Source organism: Achromobacter sp. EB05, from assembly GCF_044232075.1.
GTDB classification, from domain to species: Bacteria; Pseudomonadota; Gammaproteobacteria; order Burkholderiales; family Burkholderiaceae_B; genus Achromobacter; species Achromobacter dolens.
In genome coordinates this window covers 3,845,711-3,862,888 of record NZ_CP155917.1, presented here as the reverse complement: position 1 = coordinate 3,862,888, position 17,178 = coordinate 3,845,711, and the positions used below count along the sequence as shown (strand labels likewise).

The following is a 17,178-nucleotide window of genomic DNA, read 5'->3' as shown; positions in this document are numbered from 1 at the left end:
TAAGACGCTATGCCGAAACTGACCGTATTGCCTCATCCCGACTACTGCCCCGAGGGCGCCGTGATCGAGGACGCGCCCAAGGGCGTGTCGATCTGCCGCATCCTGCTGGACAATCACATCGACATCGAGCATGCCTGCGAACTGTCGTGCGCGTGTACGACCTGTCACGTGGTGGTCAAGCAGGGTTATTCGTCGCTGGAAGACGCGACCGATGACGAAGAGGACCTGCTGGACAAGGCCTGGGGCCTGACGCCGACCTCGCGCCTGTCTTGCCAGGCGCGGGTCGAGGATGCCGATCTGACGATCGAGATTCCCAAGTACACCATCAACCACGCGAAAGAGGGCCATTGATGAAGTGGACCGATACCTACCAGATTGCCGAGGCGCTGGCGGACGCCCATCCGGACGTCGACCCCAAGACGCTGCGTTTCACGCAGTTGCGCGAATGGGTGCTGGCCTTGCCCGGTTTCAATGACGACCCGGAACGCAGCGGCGAGAAGATCCTGGAGGCCATCCAGATGGCCTGGATCGACGAGGCCGACTAATCCTCCAGCGAAACGCTCCTTCGGGAGCGTTTTTGCATTGGGGGCGCGGGCGGCGGGGTATCATCAAGACTCTTTCGTTGTCCTTGCCATCCGAGTCTACCGATGCCCGCTGCCCAATTGCGCTTTGGCCTGGCCGCCAACCGACTGCACCATGAATCGCCCGACGCCGCCTTGTTCACCTGGCTGCGGGCCTGTTCGTCCACCATCCGCGAACTGGGCGTGCAGTTGCATACCGTGGGGCGCACCCACGATGCCATCGTGCGCGAGGGCATGCTGCAAGGCTATTCCGGCCTGATCCGCTATCCGTATGGCCGCGAAGGCGGGTTGATGAAGCTGGTGGCGCGCGTCACCGAAGGGCGCGATGGGCAGGAGCCGTTCGATGGCGCGATTTACCTGATCGATCCGGTGGACCCGTCGTCGATCTTTCCGGAGGCGCTGGCGCTCAAGCGCCAGTGCATCACGCATGGCCGGCCGTTCATTTCAACGCTGGCCGGCGCCATCGAGTGGATGGAAGTCGAGCGCGTGCACGCGGGCCTGGCGCCGGACATGGCGGCGTCGCGGCTGTTCAATTACACCGGCCAGACGCTGGCGTTGATCGCGCACGATGCGCTCAAGGACGAGATGGTGGCGTTCGCGGCCGAGCACTTCGACGTGCTGTCGCAGTTTGCGCGACGCGTGGCGACCGGCACCACCGGTGGCCGCCTGAACGAACTGGCGTGGTCGCGCGGCTGGCCCAAGGACACGCCGTGGGTGCACCGCTACCTGAGCGGTCCGCTGGGCGGCGATGCGCAGATCGCGGAACTGGTGCTGGAGCACCAGTGCCAGCGGGTCATCTTCTTCGAGGATCCCCATGTGGCGCGCCAGCATGAGGCGGACATCCAGTTGCTGGAACGGGCGGTGCGCGTGGTGACGGAGTCGGCCACGTGCGCGACCTCGCCGTCGGTGGCGCGGCGCTGGGCCAAGGCGGTGGAATTGCGCGCCGGGCGCGCTTGAGCCGCCAGCGTGCCGTCGGGGCGCCCTTTGGGGCGCCTTTTTTATTGTCGTTTTCCCTGATGGGGCGGAGCGCTTGGGGGGCGTTGCCCGTGGGCGGTCTGTTGTAAACAGGGGAAGTCTTTCTTTTCGTAGAGAAAAGGAACCATTTCAATAACGAGAAACATTAACATCTGGCTCTTCAAAATTCATCAAGGGGAGCCACGTCGATGTTTGATCCTGCCATGTCCCGCCGCGCCAGCCTGGCGGCGGCGTTGAGCCTGCTGCCGGCCGCGCTGGTCGCGCAGTCCGCGCCCGTCGAACCGACCACGTTGCCGTCGGTCAAGGTGGAAGGCAGCGCCGAGACGGCGACCAGCCCGGTGCTGGGCTACGCGGCCACGCGTTCGGCCACGGCCACCAAGACGGATACGCCGCTGAACGAGACGGCGCAGTCGATCACCGTGGTGCCGCGCGACCAGATCGTGGACCAGGGCGCCACCAGCCTGCAGGAGGCGCTCGGCTATGCGGCGGGGGTACGTTCCGATGCGTATGGGCTGGATTCGCGCAGCGACAGCGTGCGGGTGCGCGGGACCGACGTCGACGTCTATCTGGACGGCATGCGCCAGGCGTTCGATTATTACACCAGCACGACCCGCCCCGATCCGTATATGCTGGAACGCATCGAGGTGCTGCGCGGGCCGGCGGCCATGACGTATGGCCAGGGCAGCACGGGCGGCCTGATCAACATGGTCAGCAAGCGCCCGTTGGCCGAGGCGCAGCGCGAGGTCGGCGTGCAGGTGGGCAACCATGGGCGCAAGCAGGCGCAGATCGACCTGACGGGGCCCGTCACCGAGGATGGCCAATGGCTGTACCGCCTGGTGGCGTTGCAGCGCGATGCCGATACCCAGGTGCACCATGTGCCGGACGACCGCACGCTGGTGGCGCCGTCGCTGACCTGGCGACCGAGCGCGGCGACGTCGTTGACGCTGCAGGCGCTGTACCAGAAGGACAAGTCGGGTTCGACCGCGCAGTTCATGCCGTGGTCGGGCATGCGCACGCCGAATCCGAACGGCATGATTCCGACCTATCGCTTCATCGGCGAACCGGACCACGACCGCTACGATTCCGAGCGCCGCAGCTTCGGCTGGCTGTTCGAGCACCAGTTCAACGACAAGTGGTCGTTCAGCCAGGGATTCCGCCACGCCAACAACAAGGTGACGTACTTCACGCACTACGCGGATGCATTTTCGGTGCCCGGCGGCTGGGCGGATGATCCGATCAACCAGCGCATCATCGGCCGCTATGCCGATGACACCATCACCAAGGTGCGCATGGACACGCTGGACCAGCACCTGACGGGCGAGGTGAGCACCGGCGCGGTGACGCACAAGCTGCTGCTGGGGCTGGACTGGTCGCGCTATCGCCGAGACCGCGAGAGCGGCAGCGGCAAGGACACGATCGATGCCTATGATCCGGTGTACGGCAATGGCTATATCCCCGAGCTGACCGGCGAGCCAAGGTTCAACCAGCGCCAGACGGGCATCTACCTGCAGGACCAGATGAAGATCGGTCAGCACTGGATCGTGACGGCGGGCCTGCGGCATGACCGCGCGCGCAGCCAGCTTGAGGGTGGCGAGGCGGACAAGGCTCAGGCCACCACCAAGCGCTTTGGCCTGATGTATGCCGCCAGCAATGGCTGGTCGCCGTACATCAGCTACAGCGAGTCGTTCACGCCGGTGGCCGGCACTACGCGCAACACGCCCGACGGCGCGGTGCCCGAGCTGTACAAGCCGCTGCGCGGCAAGCAGTGGGAGGCGGGCGTCAAGTACCAGTCCGCTGACGGCGGCCACCTGGCCACGGCGTCGGTGTACGACCTGCGCGAGAAAAACCGCCTGGTGCCGGATCCGACGGCGGCGTTGAACAACGTCCAGACCGGCAAGACGCGCACGCGCGGCCTGGAGCTGGAATGGCGCGGCCAGGTGACGTCGTCGTTCGACGTGATCGCGCACTACAACTACATCGACCTGGATCCGAAGCTGGAGGGCATTCCGCGCCACCAGGCCGCGGCGTGGGGGCGTTACCGTTTCGCGCTCGACAACCTGGACGGACGCTTCACGGTGGGCGCGGGCACGCGCTGGATGGCGTCGTTCCGCGATGGCGACGGGCCCAAGCTGGCGCCGGTGTGGCTGGTGGACGCCATGATGGCGTACGAGACCAGTCACTGGCGCTACGCCTTGAACGTCAACAACCTGACCGACAAGACCTATCTGGCGACGTGCCTGTCGCGCGGCGATTGCTGGTACGGCGCGCGCCGCAGCGCGATCGCCAGCGTCACCTACAAGTTCTGACGCGGGCGCCGCGCTCGCGCTTTACCGGCCCTGGAAGCGGGGCGCGCGTTTTTCGCGGAAGGCGCGCACGCCTTCGGCGAAGTCCTCGCGCCGCGCGGTGTCCAGGAAGCACGCGGTCTCTTCGGCCAGTTGCGTTTCCAGCGGGGCGTGCGCGGCGTTGCGCAGCAGGCGCTTGGCGCCGGCGATGCCGTGCGGCGCGTGGCTGGCGAGCTGACTGGCATAGGCCTGCGCCTGTTGCGCGAGCAGGCCGGTGTCGGCGACGCGGTTGAGCAGGCCCCAGCCCAATGCATCGGCGGCGCTGAAGGCGTCGTGGCGCAGCAGCAGGTCGAGCGCGCGGCGCGGGCCGAGCAGGCGGTTCAGGCCATGCGTCATGCCGGCATCGGGCGTGGCGCCGAGCTTCAGGTAGGCCGTCATGAAGCGCGTGTCGGCATCGGCGATGGCGAGGTCGCAGGCCAGCGCCAGCGACAGGCCGGCGCCGGCCGCAACGCCGTGTATCTGCGCCAGCCACAGCTTGTCCATGCGCGCGACGTGCGCGACGAAATCGTTGAGGGGCGTGAACAGGTCGAGCAGTTTGCCGCGCACTGCGTTGACGTCGCCTTCGAACAGCGTGATGTCGCCGCCGGCGCAGAAGGCTTTGCCCGCCCCGCGCAGCAGCACGACCCGGATGTCGGCGCGCGTATCGAGCCATTGGGCGGCGCGCTGCAGGTCCAGCGCCATGGCGACGTCGATGGCGTTGAGCGTGGCGGGCTGGTTCAGCGTGAGCGTGGCGATGCCGTCGCCGGCTTCCAACAGCAGGGTGGGAAAGACCGGAAGGGGTGGGTTCATGGCTTGTCTCCGTTATCGGGTAAATACCAACTTTCGATCCAAAAACCACGATGCTATGTTCGGAACCAAGCGCTTGCTCGGTCGCCGTCCGCCACGCAAGCGTAACGCATAGAACGATTTTCCGGCGCTGTACAGCGTAGGTAAAGACAGGTTCGCCGCATCGCCTGCCTCGGGGCTACGCTGATTCACCGCCAATAGAAAAACAGCTTCGCGACCAAAGCGAGGAGACAAAGGTGGATCAATCCGATAGCCCTCCCTTGCTGGAGGTGGATGGGGTCACGTTGGCGTTCGGCGGGGTCAAGGCGCTCACGGGCGTGGGCTTTCGCGTCGCGCCGGGATCCATCACCACGGTCATCGGCCCCAATGGCGCGGGCAAGACCTCGCTGTTCAACACCATCTCGGGGTTCTACCGGCCGGCCGCGGGCACCATCCGCTTCCTGGACCGCGACATCACGCGCGTGGCGGCGCCCGAGCGCGCCCGCCTGGGGCTGGCGCGCAGCTTCCAGAACATCGCGCTGTTCCGCGGCATGACGGTGCTGGACAACATCAAACTGGGGCGCCACGCCCACCTGCGCACCAATGTGCTCGATGCGTTGCTATACCTGGGCCGGGCGCGGCGCGAGGAGATGGCGCTGCGCGCCGATATCGAAGAACGCATCATCGACTTCCTGGAGATCGACCACATCCGCCATGCGCCGGTGGCGGCGCTGTCGTACGGGCTGCGCAAGCGGGTGGAGCTGGCGCGGGCGCTGGCGATGCAGCCCAGGGTGCTGATGCTGGACGAGCCGGTGGCCGGCATGAACCGCGAGGAGACCGACGACATGGCGCGCTTCATCCTCGATGCGCGCGCCGAGTGGGGCGTGACGGTGCTGATGGTGGAGCACGACATGGGCATGGTGATGGACCTGTCGGACCACGTGGTGGTGCTGAACTTCGGCCAGGTGATCGCCGATGGCACGCCGGCGGCGGTGCAGGCCGATCCCGAGGTCATCAAGGCCTATCTGGGCGCGGGCGACGTCGGCGACCTGCGCCGGCGGCTGCGCGAGGCGGCCTGATGGACGGCCTGTTCTTCCTGGAGGTGACGCTGGCGGGGCTGGGCAGCGGCGGCCTGTACGCGCTGGCGGCGCTGGCGTTCGTGATCGTCTACAAGGCGACGCGGGTGGTGAACATCGCCATCGGCGAATTCCTGATGATGGGCGCCTACGTGTTCTATGCCCTCGCCGCCGGCATGGCCTGGCCGGTGTGGGCGGCGATCGCCGGGGCGGTGGCGCTGTCGGCCGTGCTGGGCGCGCTGGTGGAACGCTTGACGATCCGGCCGATGCTGGGCGAGTCGCCGATCTCGGTGTTCATGATCACCGTGGGACTGGCGTCGATCCTGGTGGGCGTGGTGGAACTGATCTGGACCGCGGACCAGCGCCGCCTGCCGGAGTTCATGCCGCGCGCGCCGGTGATGGTGGGCGAGGCGTTTGTCGCGCCCAAGGTGTTCTACGGCTTCTGGGTGGCGCTGGCGCTGGTGCTGCTGGTGCTGGCGGTGTTCCGCTACTGGCGCGGCGGGGTGGCGTTGCGCGCCACGGCGTCGGACCAGGGGGCGGCGTATGCGATGGGCATCAACGTGCCGCAGGTGTTTTCGCTGTCGTGGGCGGCGGCGGGCGCGATCGCGGCGGTGTCGGGGGTGATCGTGGGGGCGATCGGCGGCATCTCGTCGTCGATGGGCGTCTTCGGTCTGTCGGTGCTGGTGGTGGTGATCGTGGGCGGGCTGGACAGCGTGGCCGGGGCGCTGGTGGGGGGCATCTTCATCGGGCTGCTGGAGGCCTGGGCCGGCGCCTACCTGGGCGGCGAATACAAACTGCTGGCGACCTTCGTGGTGCTGGTGGCGGTGCTGATGATGCGGCCCTACGGGCTGTTCGGCACGCGCGAAATCGAGAGGCTGTAGCCATGCGCATCGCGACCGCGAAAGAGACCTACCAGGCCGACGAGGCGCTGTTCGACACAACAACCCAGCGGCTGTGGCTGGCGTTGCTGGCGGCGTCGCTGGCGCTGTTCCCGTTCGTGGCCGACGCCTACTGGCTGTACCTGGCGTGCCTGGTGGCGATCAACGTGGCCAGCGCCACGGGGTTGAACATCCTGACCGGCTACACCGGGCTGGTGAGCCTGGGGCAGGCCGCCTTCATGGGGCTGGGCGCGTATACGGTGGCGGTGATGGAACTGCGGCTGGGCACGCCGGTGTTGCTCAACCTGCTGGGCGCCGGCGTGGTGGCGATGCTGGGCGGGCTGCTGGTGGGGATTCCGTCGCTGCGGGTCAAGGGGCTGTACCTGGCGATCTCGACCATCGCGGCGTCTTTCATCGCGCACTTCGTGTTCGCGAATTGGGCCTTCACGGGCGGCACGGGCGGGTTGCAGGTGCCGCCGGCGCGGCTGCTGGGGATCGATCTGGACACGTCGTTCAAGATCTATTGGCTGATCGTGCCGTTGACGGCGCTGATGGTGCTGGGCGCGGCCAACCTGTTCCGCACGCGCATCGGCCGCGCGTTCATCGCGATCCGTGACCGCGACATTTCCGCCGAGGTGCTGGGCATCCACCTGCTGCGCTACAAGCTGCTGTCGTTCGGGCTGTCGTCGTTCTATGCGGGCGTGGCGGGCGGCCTGTGGGCGTATTTCTTCCGCGTGGTCACGCCGGAGAGCTTTCCGCTGATCATGTCGATCTTCTTCCTGGCCGCGATCATCGTGGGTGGCATGGGGTCGATCCTGGGATCGATCCTGGGCGCCGTGTTCATGACCATGGTGCCCGAACTGCTCAAGCTGGTGGTGGGCTGGCTGCCGGTGGGGGGCGATGCCCTGCGGCTGATCTCGCCGGTGCGCACCATTGTGTTCGGCCTGCTGATCGTGGGCTTTCTGATCTTCGAGCCGCACGGGCTCGCGGAAATCTGGCGCCGCGTGCGCCGCTACTTCCATCTGTGGCCATTCCGCACCTAGACGGCGGCCGCGTATTCCCAAGAGAACCAGGAGACGAAACCATGAAGCGCATCCGGATAGGCAGCGGTTTATCGAAGTTGCTGGCCCCCTTGGGCGTGGCATTGGCGTTGGCCGCGGCGCCGGCGGCCCAGGCCGAGGAGGACCTGGTGCTGGGCGGCTCGATCCCGCTGAGCGGGGTGTTCGCGTTCGCCGGGCAGGGCATCCATGCCGGCATCACCGACTACGTCAAGATCGTCAACGACCAGGGCGGCATCAAGGGCCGCAAGCTGCGCTACGTGCCGGAGGACACCGCCTACAAGGTGGATGCTTCGGTGGCGGCCTTCAAGAAGATCACCAGCCAGAACAAGGTCAATTTCTACTATGGCGATTCGACCGGGTTCTCCAAGACCATCAATGCCGAACTGAACCGTTCGGGCAACATCCTGATGACAGGCGCGTCGTTCGCCACCGAGCTGAATGACCCGGCCAAGTATCCGGCGCAGTTCATGCTGGGGCCGGACTACACGGAGATGTTCGGCATCCTGCTGCGCTACATCGCCAAGGAGAAGCCGGGCGCCAAGGTGGCGTTCGTGTATTCGGACACGGAGTTCGGGCGCGACCCGATCGCCAGCTCGCGCGCGGTGGCGCAGAAGCTGGGGCTGACGGTGGCCACCGAGATCATGACGCCGCCGGGCAGCGTCGACGTGTCGACCGAGGTCATCAAGCTGCGCCGCGCCGATCCGGACTTCACCATTTTCCACGGCTACGTGCTGGCGCCGATTCCCGAGTTCGTCGGGCAGGGCAAGCGCATGGGACTGAAGACGCGCTACATGGGCACGTTCTGGACCATGGACAACTCCACCGTGATGCAGATGGGCGAGGACGCCGAGGGCTTCATGGGCGTGATGCCGTACCGCTATTACTACGACGAGACGGCCGACGCGCCGATGCTCAAGAAGATCCGCGAGATGCGGCCGCAATACCAGAGCACCGGCTACATGCAGGGCTTCCTGGCGGCGATGCTGTTCACCGAGGTGGCCAAGCGCACGCTGGAGGCGGGCAAGGAACTGACCAGCGCCAACATGAAGGCGGCGCTGGAGGGCATCAAGGACTTCGACACCGGCGGGCTGATCGGCGTGCCGATCAGCATCAAGGGCAATTCGATTCCGGTGGGCCGGATCTATCGCGCCGATGCCAAGCAGAAGCAGATGGTGCCGGCATCCGACTGGATCGTGCTGCAGTGAGGCGCCCGTGAATCCCGGACACGCTGCGTCGCCGCCGACGGTGCTGGACATCAACAACATCGAGGTGGTCTACAACAAGGCGGTGCAGGTGCTGCGCGGCCTGTCGCTGTCGGTGCCGGCCGGCGCCATCGTGGCCCTGCTGGGCAGCAACGGCGCCGGCAAGTCGACCACGCTGAAGGCGGTGTCGCGCCTGCTCGACCTGGAGGACGGCGAGCTGGCGCGCGGGCGCATCCTGTTCGACGGCGGCGACACCGCCGGCGCGCGGCCGCAGAACCTGGTGCGCGCCGGACTGGCGCATGTGATGGAGGGGCGCCGCGTGTTCGAGGACCTGTCGGTCGAGGAGAACCTGGTGGCGGCGACCTACGCGCTGAGCGGCAGGCCGGGCGCCAAGGCCGACTTCGATCTGGTGTATGGCTATTTCCCGCGCCTGTACGAGCGTCGCCGCGGACTGGCGGGCTATCTGTCGGGCGGCGAGCAGCAGATGCTGGCGATCGGGCGGGCGCTGATCGCGCAGCCCAAGCTGATGCTGCTGGACGAGCCGTCGCTGGGCTTGTCGCCGATGCTGGTGGAAACCATTTTTTCCATCATCGCCCGCATCAATCGCGAACAGGGGGTGTCGATGTTGCTGGTCGAGCAGAACGCGTCCGTGGCGCTGGCGGTGGCGCACTACGGCTACATCATGGAGACGGGCAAGGTGGTGATCGACGGCACGGCCGAGAAGCTCGCGGCCGATCCCGACGTGCGCGAGTTCTACCTGGGCGTGGGCGGCGCGGGCGAGGCGCGCGGCTTTCGCGACATCAAGCACTACAAGCGCCGCAAGCGCTGGCTGTCATGAACGGGCCGATCGACCCTGGCTCGGCCGGAGAGGCCTGGCCGGCGCTGACCTTGCCGCAGATGCTGCGCGAACAGGCGCGGCGCCAGCCGGATGGCATCGCGGTGCGGCAGAAGGACTTTGGCATCTGGCAGCCGGTGTCGTGGTCGCAGTATTGGCGCCGCGCCTGCCGCGTGGGGCTGGGGCTGCGGGCCGCCGGACTGTCGCGCGGCGGCCGGGTCGCGATCGTGGCGGACAATCGCCTGGAATGGCTGTTGGCGCAACTGGGCGCGGGCGCGGTCGGCGGCGTGGCGGTGGGTGTTTATGCGACCAGCCCGGCCGAGGAAATGGGCTATGTGCTGGAGCATGCCGACGTCGAACTGGTGGTGTGCGAGGACCAGGAGCAGACCGACAAGGTGCTGCAGGTGGCGCACCGGCTGCCGCTGTTGCGGCGCATCGTGGTGATGGAGACCAAGGGGCTGCGTTCCTACGCGCCGGCCGAACGCGCGCGCATCATCGCATTCGCCGAGCTGGAGGCCGACGGCCAGCGGCTGGAGGCGGAAGGGTTGCAGGCGTTGAATGAGTTGCTGGACACGCAGGGGCTGGATGACCTGGGCCTGATGATCTACACCTCGGGTTCGACCGGCAAGCCCAAGGGCGCGATGCTCAGTTACCGCAACATGCGCGGCGTGGCCCCCGGCATTGCCGAGCGGCTGGGCATGGATGCGCGCAGCGTGCATCTGTCGTACCTGCCGCTGTGCCACGTGGCCGAGCAGATGCTGTCGACCTTCGTGCCGATCTACCTGGGCGCGCAGGTCAATTTCGGTGAATCGATTCGCACCGTGCAGGAGGATCTGCGCGAAGTGGCGCCGACCCTATTCCTGGGCGTGCCGCGCATCTGGGAGAAGCTGCACGCGTCGATCTCGATCAAGATGCAGGAGGCCGGGCGCCTGCAACGCTGGCTGTATCGGCGGGCCATGGCGGCCTGCGCGCCGTTCGCGGAAAAGTCGGCGCGCCAGCGCAATGCGGGCGAACGGCTGACCTACGCCTTGTGGTACTGGCTGGTGTTGCGGGCCCTGCAGAACTTCATCGGCCTGCGGCGTGTGCGGGTGGCGATGACGGGGGCGGCGCCGATCGCGCCCGAGGTGGTGCGCTACTTCCGCAATCTCGGCGTGCCGCTGGTGGAGGTGTATGGCCTGACCGAGTCGACCGGCATGATCTTCGGCCAGCATCCGGACCGCGTGAAGGGGGGCACGGTGGGCGAGCCGATCCTGGGCGTCGAATGGCGCCTGGGCGAGGCGGGTGAATTGCAGGTGCGCGGCGAGATGGTGTTCGCGGGCTACTACAAGAACGACGCCGCCACCGCCGACACGGTGCGCGACGGCTGGCTGCACACGGGCGACGTGGCCGCGGTGCGGGACGGCCAACTGCGCATCGTCGATCGCCTGAAGGACATCATGATCACGGCGGGCGGCAAGAATCTGACGCCATCCGAGATCGAGAATGCGGTCAAGAGCAGTCCGTACGTGAAGGAATGCGTGATCGTCGCCGACGGCCGGCGCTACGTGGCGGCGCTGATCCAGCTTGAGTTCGAGACGGTCGGCAAGTGGGCGGAATCGCAGCGCATCGCCTTCACCCATTTCCGCTCGCTGGCCGAATGCGGGCAGGTGCGCGAGCTGGTGGCGGGCGAGGTGGCGCGCGCCAATGCGGGGTTGGCGCCCGTGGCGCAGATCAAGCGCTTCCATCTGCTGACCAAGGAACTGGACCATGACGATGGCGAGGTGACGGCGACCATGAAGGTGCGGCGCGCCAGCATCTATCGCAGCTATGCGGATGAGATCGAACGGCTGTACGCCGAGGAGACGCCGGCATGAACGAAGCGGTGATCGTGGAAGCGGTGCGCACGCCGTTTGGGCGGCGCGGCGGCTGGTGGGCCGATACCCGGCCCGATGACTTGCTGGCCATTGCCATCCAGGGCGTGCTGGCCCGCGCAGGCCTGCCGGCGGAGCAGGTGGACGACGTGTTGGCGGGCTGCGTCAGCCAGGCGGGCGAGCAGGGCGCCAACATCGGCCGCCTGGCCGCGCTGCTGGCGGGCCTGCCGGACACGGTGCCGGGCGTGGCGTTGAACCGCATGTGCGGATCGAGCCAGCAGGCGGTGCATTTCGGGGCGCAGGCGATTGTCGCGGGCGATATGCGCTACGTGGTGGCCGGTGGCGTCGAGAGCATGAGCCGCGTGCCGATGTTCCTGGACGTGACGCTGGGACAGCGCGAGTTCCGCGGCTTTGAGTCGCTCAACCCCGGACTATTGCGGCGCTATCCGCTGATTCACCAGATCGAGAGCGCCGAGCGCATCGCCGAGCAATGGCAGTTGAGCCGCGAAGAACTGGACGCCTGGTCGATGCAAAGCCATGCCCGCGCCTGGCAGGCGGCCAGCGCGGGGCGCCATGCCGAACTGTTGCCGGCCCCGGCTGGCGCGCCGACGCGCGACGAAGGCATCCGCGAGCACGCCGACCCCGCCAAGATGGCGGCGTTGGCGCCGGCCATGCGCGCGCCCGGCCTGGGCAAGGTGACGGCGGCGCAGGCCAGCCAACTGGCCGATGGCGCCGCGGCGGTGCTGCTGGCGGATCGCGCCGTGGCGCTGGCCGACGGGCTGCGGCCGCAGGCGCGGTTCCGCGCGCGGGTGGCGATCGGCTCGGATCCTGTGTTGCAACTGACCGGTGTCATCCCCGCGACCGAACGCGCCCTGGCGCACGCCGGCCTGCAACTGGCGGATATCGACTGGATCGAGATCAACGAGGCTTTCGCCAGCGTCGTGCTGGCCTGGCTGAAAACGCTGGGCGCCGATCCGTCGAAGGTCAATCCGTGGGGCGGCGCCATCGCCCACGGCCATCCGCTGGGCGCGACCGGCGCGGCGTTGATGGCCAAGATGCTGGCGGGGCTGCGCGCCACCGATGGCCGCTTCGGCCTTCAGGTCATGTGCATCGGACACGGCATGGCGACAGCGACGATCATCGAACGCCTATGAATCGGATCGGCAGGCAAGGGTCGGGCGCGATGCCGGCCGGGCATGAGGACGGCGCGGAATCGCTGCGTCGCGCCGAAGTGATCCTGACCGCGGCCCGCCTGTTTCGCAAGCACGGCTACGAGCGCACCACGGTGCGCGAGCTCGCGCGCGCCGTGGGACTGCAGTCCGGCAGCCTGTTCCACCATTTCCGCAGCAAGGAGGAAATCCTGGTGGCGGTGATGAACAACGGCATTCAGGAAGTGCTGGATGCCGGCCGCCAGGCCCTGGCGTTATACCCGGCGCCAGCCGACCGGCTGGCGGCGCTGTTCCGCGTGCACATGTGGAGCATGTTGCACGGCGCCGGCGGCGACGCGATGAATGCGCTGGTCTACGAGTGGCGCAGCCTGTCGGCGCCCAGCCAGGCCAGCGTCAAGGTGCTGAGCGACCGTTACGAGGCGATGTGGCAGGACGCAGTGGCGGCGGCGGTGGCCGCCGGCCTGCTGCGCGGCGATGCGCGCGTGATCAAGCGTTGCGTGCTGGGCGCGATGAATCTGACGGTGCAGTGGTACAAGCCCGAGGGCCGGCTGCGCCCCGCCGCGTTCATCGATGAGATGCTGCGGGCCAGCCTGCCGACGTTGCCGGAGGGGGCGGGGCGCTGGCCGGTCGGCTGAAGCGCCTGGCGGGTCAGGCGCTGCCCGGCCAGTAGTGGCTGTCCGGCAGCGCGCGCGCGCCGAATATCGCCTGGCCGACGCGCACCAGGGTGGCGCCTTCCTCGATGGCGATCTCGAAGTCGCCGGACATGCCCATCGACAATTCGTCCAGGCAGATGCCGGCGGGCGCCTCCTGGCGCAGACGGTCGCGCAGGCCGCGCAGCAGCACGAAGCACTGGCGCACGCGCTCGGCCTCGCTGGAGAACAGCGCCAGCGTCATGAAGCCGCGCACGCGCAGCGCGGAGTAGGCCGGCAGCGCCTGGAGGAAGGCCGCCACGTCGTCGGGCGCCAGGCCATACTTGCTGGGCTCGCCGGAGGTGTTGACCTGCACGAATACGTCCAGCGCGCGGCCCTCGGCCTGCAGGCGCCGGTCCAGCGCCTCGGCCAGCCGCAGGCTGTCGAGCGCCTGGAATTCGGTCGCGAACTGCGCGACCAGCTTGGCCTTGTTGGTCTGCAGGTGGCCAATGACCGACCAGCGCAGATCGGCCAGGTCGGTGGTGTTCTGCCATTTGCGGTGCGCTTCCTGCACCTTGTTCTCGCCCAGCAGGCGGCAGCCGGCGGCGTAGGCCAGCCGGATGCGGGATTCATCCATGGTCTTGCTGACCGGCAGCAATTGCACGCTGGCCGGATCGCGCCCGACGCGATCGCAGGCGGCCGCCATGCGGGCGCGGATCGTCGCCAGGTTGTGCTGGAAATCCTCGACGCTGAGGGCCTGCGGATAGCGGCCATGCTGGTCGTGCCGGGTCTGGGTGTCGCCGTCGGCTGGCGTGGCCGCGGCGCTGTCGGGGCAAGTCGTCATCATTTCACCAGTTGCTTGTGCGCGGAGTCGGAACGCGTCGATGCAGTGTAACGGGCCGCGCGCCGCGGCAGGCGCCCATTGAGCAGGGCGTGCGCCAGCAGGCCGATCACAAGGCCCCAGAAGGCGCCGCCGATGCCGAACAGCTTGATGTTGGCGGCGGCTGCCAGGAAGGTGATGAGCGAGGCCTCGCGCGATTTGGCGTCGGCCAGCGCGCTGGCCAGGCTGCCGCCGATGGTGCCCAGCAGGGCCAGGCCCGCCAGCGTCGTGATGAAGGTCGCGGGCAGTGCCATGAACACGGCGGCCAGCGTCACGCCGAAGATGCCGACCAGGATGTAGAAGACGCCCGCGGCGATGCCGGCGATCCAGCGCTTGGACGGGTCGTCGTGCGCTTCGCGGCCGGTGCAGATGGCGGCGGTGATGGCGGCCAGGTTGAAGGCGTGCGAGCCGAACGGCGCCATCAGCAGGGAGCCCAGGCCGGTGAGGGTGACGATGGGATTGGCGCTGGTCTTGAAGCCGTCGTTGCGCAGCACCAGCATGCCGGGCATGTACTGGCCCGTCAGCGTGATGAGGAACAGCGGCAGCGCCACGCTCAACAGTCCATTGAGCGAAAACTCGGGCGCCGTGAAGACGGGGGCGGCGAACTCCAGCCGCAGCCCCGACAGGTCGACCCGGTCCTGCGCCAGTAGCAGCGCCAGGCCGGACACCAGGATACCGACCACGGCGTAGCGCGCGGTGTAGCGCTTGAGCGCGACGTAGGCCAGGATCAGCCAGCCCACCAGCAGCGGGTCCAGGCTCATGCCGCCGAAGGCGCCGATGCCGAAGGGCAGCAGGATGCCGGCCAGCAGGCCGGCGGCGACGCCCGGAGGAATCAGGCGGATGGCCTTGTCGAAACAGCCGGACAGCCCGAGCAGGACGAAGGCGGCGGCCGAGACCAGGTAGGAGCCGATGGCCTCGGCATACGGCGTGGTCGCCAGGGCCGTGACCAGGAAGGCGGCGGCGGGCGTGGACCAGGCGGTGATGACCGGTTCGCGGCTGAGCCAGCTCAGCACGATGCCGGTGATGCCCACGCCGATCGACACCGACCAGACCCAGGAGGCCGTGAGCGCCGGACTGAGGCCGGCGACCTTGGCGGCCTGGAACACCAGGATGAAGGTGCCGCCGTAGTTGACGATGACCGAGATCAGGCCGGCGACGATGGGGTGGACGAGGTCGCGCGGGAACAGGGAAGAGGCGCTAGGCGATGACATGGGGGCGGTGGGAAGCGGGAAAGGTTGAATGGCAGACCACTTTGTAGCGCGGCATTGGACTGTCAAGGCAGTACACTTTGGCAATGCGTGCCAGACCACTTTTTCGCTGCGACGACTTCTGCCTCGCCTGGAATGGCAGGCTGCCAGTAACCCTTTCATCGCCCGCGGGCAGACCCCATGAGCAAGACCTTCGCGCTTGAGACGCTGAAAATCCGTATGGGCGACGCCGACCTGGCGCCGCTCGACCTGCACTTGCGCATCCAGCGCGCCTTGCGCGCGCTGGTGCTGGACGGCGACCTGGATCCCGGCGTGAAGCTGCCCGCCACCCGCGCGCTGGCGCAGTTGCTGGGGGTGGCCCGCGACACGGTCGAGAATGCCTACGTGCAGTTGCAGCGCGACGGTTTCATCGCGCGGCGCAAGGGCTCGGGCAGCTATGTGTCCGAGACCATCGGCACCGAACTGCGCGGTTCGGCGCGGCGCCGCGCCCCGCAGCGCGAACGCCGGGCGACGGCGCAACCGGCCGCGCCCGCGGCCGGCCTGAGCCGGCGCGGCCGCGCGATCTTCGACAGCGGCGGCGTGACCGACCAGCAGACGATCCAGGCATTCGCCACCGGGCTGCCCGAGACCCGCACCTTTCCGACGGAGGTGTGGGAGCGCTTGCAGCGGCAGGTGATGAAGGACCATCGCGGCCATGTGCTGCTGCACGGCGATCCCCAGGGCGCCGAGCCCTTGCGCCGCGCGATCGCGACTTATCTGAACCTGGAGCGTGGCGCCCGGATCCGTGCCGAGCAGATCGTGGTGCTCAGCAGCACGCGGCAGGCGCTGTTCCTGTGCGCGCAGTTGCTGGCGGATGCCGGCAAGCCGATCCTGCTGGAGAACCCGGGCTACTTCGGCGCCCGCAAGGCGTTCGAGTTCGCCGAGGCCAGGGTGGTGCCGATCGACGTCGATGCGCACGGGATCCGCACCGACCTGCTGCGGGCCGACCGCAGCGGCGCCAGTTGCGTCTATGTGACGCCGTCGCACCAGTATCCGACCGGGGCGACGCTGTCGCTGGAGCGGCGGTTCGACCTGATCCGCTGGGCGGCCGAAAACGGCAAGTGGATCATCGAGGATGATTACGACAGCGAATTCCACTACGACGGCCTGCCGACCGCGTGCGTACAAGGCCTGGATCGGCACGGCCGCACGATCTACCTGGGCACCTTCAGCAAGACGCTCTATCCGGGGTTGCGGATGGGCTACATGGCGCTGCCGGACGAGCTGGTCGGCGCCTTCAGCCGCGCGCGCAGCATCGTCGACGGCCATACGCCGCAGGTCCTGCAACTGACGCTGGCGCGCTTCATGGCCGATGGCCATTACAACGCCCACGTGCGCGCCATGCGCAAGCTGTACGCGGCGCGGCGCGAGGCCATGCTGGACGCGGTCGGAAAGCATCTGGCGGGCGTGGCGCGCGCGCTGCGTCCCGAAGGTGGACTGCAGGTGCCGTGCCTGCTGGAGCCGGGATGGTCCGAGGCCGACACCATCCGCCGCGCCGCGCAGGCGGGGCTGGTGCTGCCAGGCCTGGCGCGGTTGTATGCGGATACGCCCGCGCTGCAAGGTTGGCTGCTGGGCTATGCCTCGCTCAGCGCGCATGAGATCGACCTGGCCATGCGGCGCCTGGCGGTCGCGATAAGGAAGAAGGGGTAGGGTGGGCATGGCGCCGCGGAGGGCGGTCGCTTGTGGAC

At 68.0% G+C, this 17,178-nt stretch carries 16 protein-coding genes; 13 read left to right on the top strand and 3 right to left on the bottom strand.

The window, feature by feature from the left end:
* Positions 1-9: 9 nt before the first annotated feature.
* The 4 genes from fdx to AAID08_RS17445 all read left to right on the top strand — a co-directional run bounded on the left by fdx (position 10) and on the right by AAID08_RS17445 (position 3,862).
* Positions 10-351 (top strand): ISC system 2Fe-2S type ferredoxin, encoded by a 342-nt coding sequence (fdx, locus tag AAID08_RS17460; protein ID WP_026384519.1) that lies wholly within the window; start codon positions 10-12, stop codon positions 349-351.
* Positions 351-545, top strand: a complete 195-nt coding sequence (gene iscX / locus AAID08_RS17455; protein ID WP_020928322.1) for a Fe-S cluster assembly protein IscX — start codon at positions 351-353, stop codon at positions 543-545. Before fdx ends, iscX begins: the two co-directional genes overlap by 1 nt.
* A 102-nt stretch (positions 546-647) precedes the next feature.
* Complete coding sequence (locus tag AAID08_RS17450; protein WP_064525929.1) at positions 648-1,538, top strand: methylglyoxal synthase; 891 nt, start codon at positions 648-650, stop codon at positions 1,536-1,538.
* A 221-nt stretch (positions 1,539-1,759) separates the two neighbouring features.
* Positions 1,760-3,862 carry a TonB-dependent siderophore receptor gene (locus AAID08_RS17445; protein WP_054502152.1) on the top strand — a complete coding sequence of 701 codons (2,103 nt, stop codon included), beginning with the start codon at positions 1,760-1,762 and terminating at the stop codon, positions 3,860-3,862.
* A gap of 21 nt (positions 3,863-3,883) precedes the next feature.
* Here AAID08_RS17445 and AAID08_RS17440 read toward each other — a convergent pair whose 3' ends face one another.
* Positions 3,884-4,687, bottom strand: coding sequence for an enoyl-CoA hydratase/isomerase family protein (locus tag AAID08_RS17440; RefSeq protein WP_054502153.1), 804 nt, complete (start codon positions 4,685-4,687; stop codon positions 3,884-3,886).
* 257 nt (positions 4,688-4,944) lie between these two features.
* On the opposite strand from AAID08_RS17440, the gene AAID08_RS17435 reads away from it, so the two are divergent.
* From AAID08_RS17435 to AAID08_RS17400, 8 genes are read left to right on the top strand one after another with little or no spacing between them, the layout of a single operon-like run.
* Complete coding sequence (locus AAID08_RS17435; protein WP_374700846.1) at positions 4,945-5,742, top strand: ABC transporter ATP-binding protein; 798 nt, start codon at positions 4,945-4,947, stop codon at positions 5,740-5,742.
* A complete protein-coding gene (locus AAID08_RS17430; RefSeq protein ID WP_054502155.1) occupies positions 5,742-6,620 on the top strand; it encodes a branched-chain amino acid ABC transporter permease in 879 nt (292 codons plus the stop codon). Before AAID08_RS17435 ends, AAID08_RS17430 begins: the two co-directional genes overlap by 1 nt.
* Before the next feature lie 2 nt (positions 6,621-6,622).
* A complete protein-coding gene (locus AAID08_RS17425) occupies positions 6,623-7,660 on the top strand; it encodes a branched-chain amino acid ABC transporter permease (RefSeq protein ID WP_054443672.1) in 1,038 nt (345 codons plus the stop codon).
* A gap of 41 nt (positions 7,661-7,701) precedes the next feature.
* Complete coding sequence (locus AAID08_RS17420) at positions 7,702-8,883, top strand: ABC transporter substrate-binding protein (protein ID WP_064525925.1); 1,182 nt, start codon at positions 7,702-7,704, stop codon at positions 8,881-8,883.
* A 40-nt stretch (positions 8,884-8,923) separates the two neighbouring features.
* Positions 8,924-9,718, top strand: coding sequence for an ABC transporter ATP-binding protein (locus AAID08_RS17415; RefSeq protein WP_054415813.1), 795 nt, complete (start codon positions 8,924-8,926; stop codon positions 9,716-9,718).
* Positions 9,715-11,568 carry a long-chain fatty acid--CoA ligase gene (locus AAID08_RS17410; RefSeq protein WP_064525922.1) on the top strand — a complete coding sequence of 618 codons (1,854 nt, stop codon included), beginning with the start codon at positions 9,715-9,717 and terminating at the stop codon, positions 11,566-11,568. The genes AAID08_RS17415 and AAID08_RS17410 overlap by 4 nt, the downstream gene beginning before the upstream one ends.
* Entirely contained in the window at positions 11,565-12,719 is a 1,155-nt protein-coding gene (locus tag AAID08_RS17405) for a thiolase family protein (RefSeq protein ID WP_064525920.1), read from the top strand. Before AAID08_RS17410 ends, AAID08_RS17405 begins: the two co-directional genes overlap by 4 nt.
* Positions 12,716-13,369 (top strand): TetR/AcrR family transcriptional regulator, encoded by a 654-nt coding sequence (locus AAID08_RS17400; RefSeq protein ID WP_054502159.1) that lies wholly within the window; start codon positions 12,716-12,718, stop codon positions 13,367-13,369. Before AAID08_RS17405 ends, AAID08_RS17400 begins: the two co-directional genes overlap by 4 nt.
* Before the next feature lie 13 nt (positions 13,370-13,382).
* On the opposite strand, the gene AAID08_RS17395 is transcribed toward AAID08_RS17400, so the two are convergent.
* Complete coding sequence (locus AAID08_RS17395; protein ID WP_343720070.1) at positions 13,383-14,210, bottom strand: YggS family pyridoxal phosphate-dependent enzyme; 828 nt, start codon at positions 14,208-14,210, stop codon at positions 13,383-13,385.
* Complete coding sequence (locus tag AAID08_RS17390) at positions 14,207-15,454, bottom strand: benzoate/H(+) symporter BenE family transporter (protein ID WP_395756709.1); 1,248 nt, start codon at positions 15,452-15,454, stop codon at positions 14,207-14,209. The genes AAID08_RS17395 and AAID08_RS17390 overlap by 4 nt, the downstream gene beginning before the upstream one ends.
* A gap of 177 nt (positions 15,455-15,631) precedes the next feature.
* On the opposite strand from AAID08_RS17390, the gene AAID08_RS17385 reads away from it, so the two are divergent.
* Positions 15,632-17,140, top strand: a complete 1,509-nt coding sequence (locus AAID08_RS17385; RefSeq protein ID WP_175188690.1) for a PLP-dependent aminotransferase family protein — start codon at positions 15,632-15,634, stop codon at positions 17,138-17,140.
* The last annotated feature ends 38 nt before the right edge of the window (positions 17,141-17,178 follow it).

Bases quoted from the DNA above. Each gene is read 5' to 3' on its own strand.
- AAID08_RS17385 (WP_175188690.1), top strand. From the start codon at position 15,632: ATGAGCAAGACCTTCGCGCTTGAGACGCTGAAAATCCGTATGGGCGAC.
- AAID08_RS17390 (WP_395756709.1), bottom strand. From the start codon at position 15,454: ATGTCATCGCCTAGCGCCTCTTCCCTGTTCCCGCGCGACCTCGTCCAC.
- AAID08_RS17420 (WP_064525925.1), top strand. From the start codon at position 7,702: ATGAAGCGCATCCGGATAGGCAGCGGTTTATCGAAGTTGCTGGCCCCC.
- AAID08_RS17405 (WP_064525920.1), top strand. From the start codon at position 11,565: ATGAACGAAGCGGTGATCGTGGAAGCGGTGCGCACGCCGTTTGGGCGG.
- AAID08_RS17440 (WP_054502153.1), bottom strand. From the start codon at position 4,687: ATGAACCCACCCCTTCCGGTCTTTCCCACCCTGCTGTTGGAAGCCGGC.
- iscX (WP_020928322.1), top strand. From the start codon at position 351: ATGAAGTGGACCGATACCTACCAGATTGCCGAGGCGCTGGCGGACGCC.
- AAID08_RS17445 (WP_054502152.1), top strand. From the start codon at position 1,760: ATGTCCCGCCGCGCCAGCCTGGCGGCGGCGTTGAGCCTGCTGCCGGCC.
- AAID08_RS17450 (WP_064525929.1), top strand. From the start codon at position 648: ATGCCCGCTGCCCAATTGCGCTTTGGCCTGGCCGCCAACCGACTGCAC.
- AAID08_RS17395 (WP_343720070.1), bottom strand. From the start codon at position 14,210: ATGATGACGACTTGCCCCGACAGCGCCGCGGCCACGCCAGCCGACGGC.
- AAID08_RS17410 (WP_064525922.1), top strand. From the start codon at position 9,715: ATGAACGGGCCGATCGACCCTGGCTCGGCCGGAGAGGCCTGGCCGGCG.
- AAID08_RS17400 (WP_054502159.1), top strand. From the start codon at position 12,716: ATGAATCGGATCGGCAGGCAAGGGTCGGGCGCGATGCCGGCCGGGCAT.
- AAID08_RS17425 (WP_054443672.1), top strand. From the start codon at position 6,623: ATGCGCATCGCGACCGCGAAAGAGACCTACCAGGCCGACGAGGCGCTG.
- fdx (WP_026384519.1), top strand. From the start codon at position 10: ATGCCGAAACTGACCGTATTGCCTCATCCCGACTACTGCCCCGAGGGC.
- AAID08_RS17430 (WP_054502155.1), top strand. From the start codon at position 5,742: ATGGACGGCCTGTTCTTCCTGGAGGTGACGCTGGCGGGGCTGGGCAGC.